This window comes from Aminobacter sp. P4_H6_2 (assembly GCF_056400805.1).
Map to the genome: position 1 here is coordinate 1 of NZ_JBFUKO010000214.1, position 8,110 is coordinate 8,110.

9 protein-coding genes and 1 pseudogene are annotated in these 8,110 nt (G+C 61.2%); 3 read left to right on the plus strand and 7 right to left on the minus strand.

What is annotated here, in order from left to right; genetic code table 11:
- Positions 1-160 precede the first annotated feature (160 nt).
- From AC1DUU_RS16140 to mnhG, 3 genes are read left to right on the plus strand one after another with little or no spacing between them, the layout of a single operon-like run.
- Positions 161-646, plus strand: a complete 486-nt coding sequence (locus AC1DUU_RS16140; RefSeq protein ID WP_476784421.1) for a Na+/H+ antiporter subunit E — start codon at positions 161-163, stop codon at positions 644-646.
- A complete protein-coding gene (locus AC1DUU_RS16145) occupies positions 643-924 on the plus strand; it encodes a K+/H+ antiporter subunit F (protein ID WP_476784422.1) in 282 nt (93 codons plus the stop codon). The genes AC1DUU_RS16140 and AC1DUU_RS16145 overlap by 4 nt, the downstream gene beginning before the upstream one ends.
- Entirely contained in the window at positions 921-1,307 is a 387-nt protein-coding gene (mnhG, locus tag AC1DUU_RS16150) for a monovalent cation/H(+) antiporter subunit G (protein WP_476784423.1), read from the plus strand. Before AC1DUU_RS16145 ends, mnhG begins: the two co-directional genes overlap by 4 nt.
- Positions 1,308-1,316: 9 nt before the next feature.
- Here mnhG and AC1DUU_RS16155 read toward each other — a convergent pair whose 3' ends face one another.
- The 7 genes and pseudogenes from AC1DUU_RS16155 to AC1DUU_RS16185 form a co-directional block, all read right to left on the minus strand.
- Complete coding sequence (locus tag AC1DUU_RS16155; RefSeq protein ID WP_476784424.1) at positions 1,317-2,393, minus strand: tartrate dehydrogenase; 1,077 nt, start codon at positions 2,391-2,393, stop codon at positions 1,317-1,319.
- 10 nt (positions 2,394-2,403) lie between these two features.
- Positions 2,404-3,207 carry an amino acid ABC transporter ATP-binding protein gene (locus AC1DUU_RS16160; protein WP_476784425.1) on the minus strand — a complete coding sequence of 268 codons (804 nt, stop codon included), beginning with the start codon at positions 3,205-3,207 and terminating at the stop codon, positions 2,404-2,406.
- An 86-nt stretch (positions 3,208-3,293) separates the two neighbouring features.
- Complete coding sequence (locus tag AC1DUU_RS16165; protein WP_476784426.1) at positions 3,294-4,676, minus strand: aspartate aminotransferase family protein; 1,383 nt, start codon at positions 4,674-4,676, stop codon at positions 3,294-3,296.
- 142 nt (positions 4,677-4,818) lie between these two features.
- On the minus strand, positions 4,819-5,493 hold the full coding sequence (locus tag AC1DUU_RS16170; RefSeq protein WP_476784427.1) for a GntR family transcriptional regulator: 675 nt from the start codon (positions 5,491-5,493) through the stop codon (positions 4,819-4,821).
- A 29-nt stretch (positions 5,494-5,522) separates the two neighbouring features.
- A complete protein-coding gene (locus AC1DUU_RS16175; protein WP_476784428.1) occupies positions 5,523-6,605 on the minus strand; it encodes an amino acid ABC transporter permease in 1,083 nt (360 codons plus the stop codon).
- A complete protein-coding gene (locus AC1DUU_RS16180; protein WP_476784429.1) occupies positions 6,602-7,699 on the minus strand; it encodes an ABC transporter permease subunit in 1,098 nt (365 codons plus the stop codon). The genes AC1DUU_RS16175 and AC1DUU_RS16180 overlap by 4 nt, the downstream gene beginning before the upstream one ends.
- A gap of 23 nt (positions 7,700-7,722) precedes the next feature.
- Positions 7,723-8,110, minus strand: a pseudogene (locus AC1DUU_RS16185) (amino acid ABC transporter substrate-binding protein); the annotation flags it as partial.

The following is an 8,110-nucleotide window of genomic DNA, read 5'->3' on the forward strand; positions in this document are numbered from 1 at the left end:
TCGCCATCCTGCTCGTCCTGTGCCTGGGACTGAGCGTCCAAGGTGGCAAGGTGATGGCATATATGGATGCCACCTCACGGTCTTTGCATGATCCGAAGAGCTACATTTCAGATGTCATGTCGGCACCCAGTCTGCCCGGCCCCAAGACTTTGGAGGCCAAATGACACGCTGGCTGCCTTTTCCTGTGTTGACGGTATCGCTGCTGGTCATGTGGCTGCTGCTCAACAAATTCTCCCTTGGCCACCTGGTCCTGGGCAGCGTCATTGCCCTTGGTGCATCGCAAGCCATGGCAGCCCTTCAGCCCGCCAAGCCGAGGATCAGGCGCTGGGACAAGATCCCGCAGCTTCTGTGGGTGGTCTTCATCGACATCTTCCGTTCCAACATCGCGGTCGCCGGCATCATCCTGAAGGGACGGCGCAGGCAACGGAACTCGGGCTTCGTCACCATCCCGCTTGAGTTGCGCGACCGCACCGGCTTGGCCGTGCTCGCCTGCATTGTCACCAGCACCCCTGGCACCGCATGGCTCGAATACCATTCCGCCAATGGCAGGCTGTTGATCCATGTGCTCGATCTGGTCGACGAGCAGGAGTGGATCGACACGATCAAGCAGCGCTACGAGCACCTGTTGATGGAGATTTTCGAATGAGCAGCGTCATTTTCATCCTGGCCGTCACGCTGTCGCAAATGCTGCTCGTCGCCGCCATGGCCTGCGCGGTGTGGCGCCTGGTTCGTGGCCCCCGCGCCCAGGATCGGGTGCTCGGCCTCGACGCACTCTATGTGGCGGCGATGCTGTTGCTGCTGACATTCGGCATCCGCACCGGCACGACCACTTATTTCGAAGCAGCCCTGGTGATTGCGCTTCTGGGCTTCGTTTCCACCGTGGCGCTCGCCAAATTCCTGATGCGCGGCGAGGTGATCGAATGAGTCACGCCGCCGATCTTCCGGCCTGGGCCGCCCTGCTCGTTGCTTCTTTCCTGGTCTTGGGATCAGGGCTGACGCTGCTGGGGGCAATCGGGCTTGTGCGGTTTGAAAGCTTCTACGAGCGCGTGCACGCGCCCACGCTTGGAACAACATGGGGTGCAGGCGCGATCCTGATCGCCTCGATCATCTGTTTTTCCGTGCTGCAGTCCCGGCCCGTCCTGCATGAAGTGCTGATCACCATCTTCGTGGTCGTGACCACGCCTGTCACCTTGATGCTTCTGGCACGCGCAGCGCTTTATCGCGACCGTACCGAAGGCAAACCGGGAGTTCCGCAATTCGACTCAATTGCGGAACCTGAAGACCAGGTCGCCAAATCATCGGAGTGACGGCCTGGGTTAGGCCGCCACCGCGTCGGCGATCGCCTTACCGCATGTGACGGTGTCGGCTTTGCCGCCAAGGTCGCGGGTGCGCAGGGTCTCGTTTGCGAGGACTTCCTCAATGGCCCTGACGATGGCGTCGGCTGCCTCGCGGTGACCGAGATGCTCAAGCATCATCGCACCGGTCCATATCTGCCCGACCGGATTGGCGATGCCCTTGCCGGCAATGTCGGGGGCCGAACCGTGTACCGGCTCGAACAATGACGGGAATTTCCGCTCCGGATTGATATTGCCGGAAGGGGCGATGCCGATCGTGCCCGTGCATGCCGGGCCGAGATCGGAGAGAATGTCGCCGAACAGATTGGAGGCCACGACAACGTCGAAGCGGTCCGGGTTGAGCACGAATTGAGMTGCGAGAATATCGATGTGGTACTTGTCCCAGCGCACTTCGGGATAGTTCTTCGCCATCTCCTCCACCCGCTCGTCCCAATAGGGCATGGTGATCGAGATGCCGTTCGACTTGGTTGCCGAGGTCAGGTGCTTGGCGTCGCGCCGCTTGGCCAATTCGAAGGCGTAGCGCAGGATCCGGTCGACGCCGATGCGGCTCATCACGGTTTCCTGGATGACCACCTCGCGCTCGGTGCCGGGGAACATCCTGCCGCCGATGGACGAGTATTCGCCTTCGGTGTTTTCGCGAACGATATAGAAGTCGATGTCGCCTGGCTTGCGGCCGGCAAGCGGCGAAGACACGCCGGGCATCAGCCTGACCGGGCGCAGATTGACATACTGGTCGAACTCGCGCCGGAACTGCAGCAACGAGCCCCATAGCGAGACGTGGTCCGGCACTGTATCCGGCCAGCCGACCGCGCCGAAGAAGATGGCGTCGTGCCCGCCAATCTGGGCTTTCCAGTCGGCCGGCAGCATGGTGCCGTGCTTGAGGTAGTAGTCGCATGAGGCGAAGTCGAAGGTGTCAAAACCGATGTCGATCTTGAACTTCGACGCCGCCGCCTGAAGCACGCGCAGCCCCTCGGGCACCACTTCCTTGCCGATGCCGTCGCCGGCGATGACTGCGATTTTCAATGTCTTGTCGCTCATTTTATGTCGCCTAATGCAGGATCTGGCTGAGGAACAGCTTGGTGCGCTCGTGGCGCGGATGGTCGAAGAACTCGCYAGGCGTGTTTTCTTCGACGATCTGGCCCTGGTCCATGAAGATGACCCGGTTGGCGACCTTGCGGGCAAAGCCCATCTCGTGGGTCACGCACAGCATCGTCATGCCCTCTTCGGCGAGACCGACCATGGTTTCCAGCACTTCCTTGATCATTTCAGGGTCGAGCGCCGAGGTCGGCTCGTCGAACAGCATGATGCGCGGGTTCATGCACAGCGAGCGCGCGATCGCCACGCGCTGCTGCTGGCCACCCGACAGCTGGCCGGGATATTTGTTGGCTTGCTCAGGGATCTTGACCCGGCGCAGGAAGTGCATCGCCTGCTCCTCGGCCTGCTTCTTGGGCGTCTTGCGCACCCAGATCGGCGCCAGCGTGCAGTTTTCCAGGATCGTCAAATGCGGGAACAGGTTGAAGTGCTGGAACACCATGCCGACTTCGCGGCGAACCTCGTCGATCTTCTTGAGATCGTTGGTCAGCTCCTTGCCATCGACAATGATCTTGCCSTTCTGGTGYTCTTCCAGYCGGTTGATGCAGCGGATCATCGTCGACTTGCCCGAGCCCGACGGGCCGCAGATGACGATGCGCTCGCCGCGCATGACGCGCAGGTTGATGTCCTTGAGSACATTGAACTCGCCATACCATTTGTGCATGCCGACAATGTCGATCGCCACATCGGTRTCSGAGATGTGCATCTTGGCCCGATCAACCTCGAGATCGTCAGCCCTCACCGTATTTTCCGCAGCCATTTAACCTCCTCGATATTCTCCAGGCTCACTCCGGCGCGGCATGGGCGCGCCGGAGTGAGCAGTCTTTCGCGAACGACGGTCCGCTGTCAGTAGGCTGGCTGTCCGGCAGCGATCCAATCGGCAGCGTCGTTCAAGGTGCGTTCGAACGCCTGCACCATGTCGTCGATCTGGCTTTCCGTGATGATCAGCGGCGGGCAGAAGGCGAGCGTGTCCACGATGTTGCGAACGATCAGGCCGTGGTGATGAGCCCTGGCGAAGACATAGGCGCCGACCTTGCCCGGCTCGGCAAAGCGAGCCTTGGTCGCCTTGTCCGCCACCAGTTCGACGCCGGCAATGAGACCGACGCCACGGACTTCACCCACCAGCGGGTGCGAGGCGAGTGCGCCAAGCCGCTTCTGCAGGATGCGGCCCATCTCGGCGGCATTCTGAACCAGCCCGCGTTCCTCAATGATCGCGAGGTTTTCCAACGCAACGGCGGTGGCGACAGGATGACCGGTGGCGGTATAGCCGTGGCCRAAGGTGCCGATCTTGCCGCTGTTGTCGGCCACCGCCTTGTAGATGGTGTCCGAGATCATGACGGCCGCCAGCGGCTGGTAGGACGAGGTGATCTGCTTGGATAGGGTCATCAGGTCCGGCTTGATGCCGTAATAGTCCGAGCCGAAGGTCGTGCCCAACCTGCCGAAGCCGGTGATCACTTCATCGGCCACCACCAAAATGTCGTTGCGGCGGCAGATTTCCTGGACCTTCTGCCAGTAACCCTCAGGAGCGGGAATGACACCGCCGGCGGCCATCAGCGGCTCACCGATGAAGGCGGCGATGGTGTCCGCACCTTCTTYCGCGATCACTGCTTCGAGCTCGGCGGCCAAGCGGTCGACGAACTGTGCCTCGCTCTCGCCCGGCTGGCCAAAGCGATAGAAATGCGGGCAGGTCAGATGACGGACCGGGATCGCCGGCAGGTCGAAATCTCGGTGATTGTTCGGCAGGCCGGTCAGGCTTGCGGCAGCGACGGTGACGCCATGGTAGCCCTGGGTGCGTGCCAGGAACTTCTTCTTGGCCGGACGGCCGAGCGCATTGTTGTAGTACCAGACCAGCTTGACGATGGTGTCGTTGGCTTCCGATCCGGAATTGGTGAAGAAGACGTGCGACAGCCCTTCAGGTGCCATCTCGGCAAGCTTCTCGGCCAGCTCGATCGAGGGCATGTGCGATTTGTGGGCGAAGGTGTGGTAGTAGGGCAGCTTGTTGAGCTGCTTGGTCGCGGCCWCGACCAGACGCTTTTCGCCGAAACCGACAGCGACGCTCCAAAGCCCGGCGAGACCTTCGAGATAGCGATTTCCCTGATCGTCGAAGACATAGACGCCCTCGCCGCGATCGATGACGATCGGGCCCGTTTCAGCGTGGCGAACCGCATTCGTATAGGGGTGCAGCTGGTGGGCAATGTCGCGGGCGGCAGTGGAATTCGGTCTCGACATGAAAAATTACCTCTGTTGTTTCGGTCGCGGCGGCTCCTTGCCGCAGGACACACGTCGGGGTCGTCGCCCGGCGTGCTGTCGGGCGATCGGGTGGTAAAGCTTTTGCGGGATCGCCCTGTGGGCGTTCAGCTGGGCGGGTGGCTCATGCGCGTTCGTCTTCGGTATGTGCCAGTATTCCAAAGCAGCCGATGATGTCCTGCAACAACGCTGCCCTTGCGGTAGCGCCATCATGCGCAGCTATCGCATGCAGTGCTGCTTCATGTGGCGGGATCGCCTCCTTGAGACGCCCCGGCTCGGCCTTTGCCATCCTGACGGACGGCCCCATGCGCAGCCACAGCGGCTCGATCATGTCGAAGAGGATAGGCGAGTTGCTCATCCGGGCGATTTCGAGATGGAACCGGGCATTGGCGCGGAGAAAATGGCTCGCGTCATTGTTGTTCGCAGCCTTGGCGAGCGCGTTGAAATGGGCCGTCAGTGGTACCATCGATTCAGGCGTCGAATGCTCGGCGGCGCGCTCTGCGGAAAGCCCCTCCAGTGCGACGCGAATATCGCGAATTTCGGCCAGTTCCGACGGCGTCAGGTTGGGAACATAAAATGTCCGCTCCAGCCGGAGCGCACCGATGCTCTCAAGCTTCTGCAAGGCGTCTCGTACCGGCACCGGGCTTGTTCCCAGCGTTGCCGACAGCTTGCGCAAGACAAGACGATCACCGGGGCGGAATTCGCCCGTGATGAGCTTTTCCTTGAGCTGTCGGTAAATCTGCTCGTTGAGCGTATCCTGAACGAGCGATTTATAGACTTGCTTGCGTTCATCAAGCATTTGGCGTTCCTGCCGAAGACATAAGCCTATTACCTGCGTTCATTGGAGAATTCCTGCTCAAGCCGGCGCGAATGCAAGGACAGAATATAGCAGAACACGAAGAAGGCGAAACCGACAGCCAGATAAGCTTCACGATAAAAGCCCATCCATGTGCCATCGGCTATGGCACCACGTGCTCCGCCCAGAACGTCGATAAGGCCGATGATGCTGATCAGCGTTGTGTCCTTGATCGATTCGATGAAGGTATTGATGATTGCCGGCAAAGCAATGCGGAACGCCTGCGGCAGGACGATGAGGCGCGAAACCAATCCATCGTGCAGGCCGAGGCTTTGGGCCGCTTCGGTCTGTCCCCTTGGGACTGCCTCGAGGCCTGAGCGGATTGCCTCGGCAAGATAGGCAGCCTGAAACATGATGAGGGCGATCTGGGCGCGCAGGATAGTGTCGATCATGTTGCCGCCGGGAAGCAGCAGCGGCAGCATTGTCGAGGCGACAAACAGCACGGCAAGCAGCGGCAGTCCGCGCACCACCTCGACATAAGCATCGCAGAAATGCTTCACCGGGGCACTTCTGGAGCGTCGACCCAGTGCAAGCAGCACCGAAAGGGGAAGTGCAAGCACAATGCCGAAGGCCGACAGGCCGACGGTCAACGGCAGGCCGCCCCAGCGACTGGTCGATACAGGTTGCAGGCCGAAGATGCCGCCGGCCATCAAGATGAGGCTGGTGACCAGGACGGCAATCCAGGCGTAGACCAGCGCCGTTCTCCACAATTGCCTGAAGCCGCTGGCAATGAGCACGGCAAGGACCAGAGCAACCGCAAGAGCGGGGCGCCAGTACTCGCCGGCCGGATAGCTGCCGAACAGGATGATGTGGTAGCGCTCGGTCAGCATCGCCCAGCAGGCACCACCTGCCGCGCGGCATTCGTCCGGTGTCGCCGTACCGAAGGTCGCGTCCAGCACCGCCCAGCGCAAGAAGCCCAAGAGCCCATAGCCAAGCAGAAGCACGCCAAGCACGGTGATGACCGCATGTGGCCAGGGCCTGAAGTACGGGCTCAGGCGCGCCTTCAAGGTGGGGCGGCGTCGGCGCGCGACGGTGGCGATGGCAATTTCACTCATAGCTTCACCAGTTGCGCGCGCTTTTCCAGCCGGCGGATCAGGACCGAGGTCACCAGGGAAAGCGACAGGTAGATCAAGAGATAGATGGTCACGGTTTCGATGGCGCGACCGGTCTGGTTGAGCGCGGTGTTGCCGACCGAAACCAGGTCCGGATAGCCGATGAGCACGGCCAGAGTCGTGTTCTTGATCAGGTTGAGATACTGGTTGGCGAGCGGCGGCAGCATCAGCCGCAGCGCCTGCGGCGCCAGCACCAGCCACAATGTCAGGAAGGCGCCGAGGCCGAGCGACGCGGCGGCTTCGGACTGGCCCTTGGGCAAGGCGGCCAAGCTGCCACGCACGATCTCGGCGATGAAGCCGGATGTGTAGAAGGCAAGGCCAAACAGCATCGCCAGATATTCCGGCGTCACGCTCCAGCCGCCACGGAAATTGAAACCGACAAGCGCTGGCCTGTCGAGCGTGACGATGCTGGTGGCCCAAAAGCACAGGCCGACAAATGCCGCCGCGCAACCAGCCAGGGCCAGCTTTCCGATACGTGGGAACAGGCCGGTCTCGCTCTTGGAGCGCAGCGAAAGCCGCCAGGCGAAATAGGTTGCTACGACAAACAGCACCGCCGCAACCAACAGCAGCAGCCCATCGGCGAAGACCGGCAGCGGCACGTAGAGACCACGGCTGGAAAGGAACAGCCCATCCAGCGGGTTCCAGGCCTGTCGCGGCCCAGGCAGGGCACGCACGACGGTAGCGCAAACCACAAGCACCAGCAGCAGCGGAACGTTGCGGGTGAATTCCACGTAGACCTTGGCAAAGCGGGTCAGCAGCGGGTGACCGATCCGCGCGACCAGGCCGATGATCAGGCCAAATATGGTTGCCAGCACGATACTTGCGAGCGCGAGCCTGATGGTGTTGAGCAGTCCGGCGACAAGTGCCCTGAGGTAGGTATCGCCGGAACTGTAGGAAATTATCGACTCACCGATGGGGAACGACGTCGCCTCGCGCAGGAAGCCGAAGTCGATGGTAATGCCTTTGGCTGCGAGATTGGCGGAGAAGTTGTATGACAGCCACGCCACGACGGCGGTGGCTGCCACAACAAACGTCACACCATGGAGACGTTCCCTTTTGATCATCTCAACGGCGCCGCAAACATAAGGCCGCCCTTGGTCCACAGGTCGTTGAGACCGCGATCGAGCTTCATCGGCGAACCCTTGCCAAGATTGCGCTCAAAGCTCTCGCCGTAATTTCCGACCGCTGAAACGATCTGTACAACCCAGTCCTCCGAGAGGCCGAGATCCTTGCCGTTACCGGGCTTGACGCCGAGCAATTGCTGGACTTCCGGATCCTTCGAGGACGAAACCAGGTCCTTCACATTGGCCTGGGTGACTTCCAGGCGCTCGCTCTCGATCAGGGCCGACATCACCCAACGGGCGGTGAGGAAGAGTTCCTGGTCGTCGCCATAGACCGAAGGGGCATAAGGCTCAAGCGTCAGGAAATTCGGGAAGATGATATAATCG

Coding starts and splice junctions, on each gene's coding strand:
- AC1DUU_RS16170 (WP_476784427.1), bottom strand. CDS start 5,493: ATGCTTGATGAACGCAAGCAAGTCTATAAATCGCTCGTTCAGGATACG.
- AC1DUU_RS16140 (WP_476784421.1), top strand. CDS start 161: ATGACACGCTGGCTGCCTTTTCCTGTGTTGACGGTATCGCTGCTGGTC.
- mnhG (WP_476784423.1), top strand. CDS start 921: ATGAGTCACGCCGCCGATCTTCCGGCCTGGGCCGCCCTGCTCGTTGCT.
- AC1DUU_RS16145 (WP_476784422.1), top strand. CDS start 643: ATGAGCAGCGTCATTTTCATCCTGGCCGTCACGCTGTCGCAAATGCTG.
- AC1DUU_RS16175 (WP_476784428.1), bottom strand. CDS start 6,605: ATGAGTGAAATTGCCATCGCCACCGTCGCGCGCCGACGCCGCCCCACC.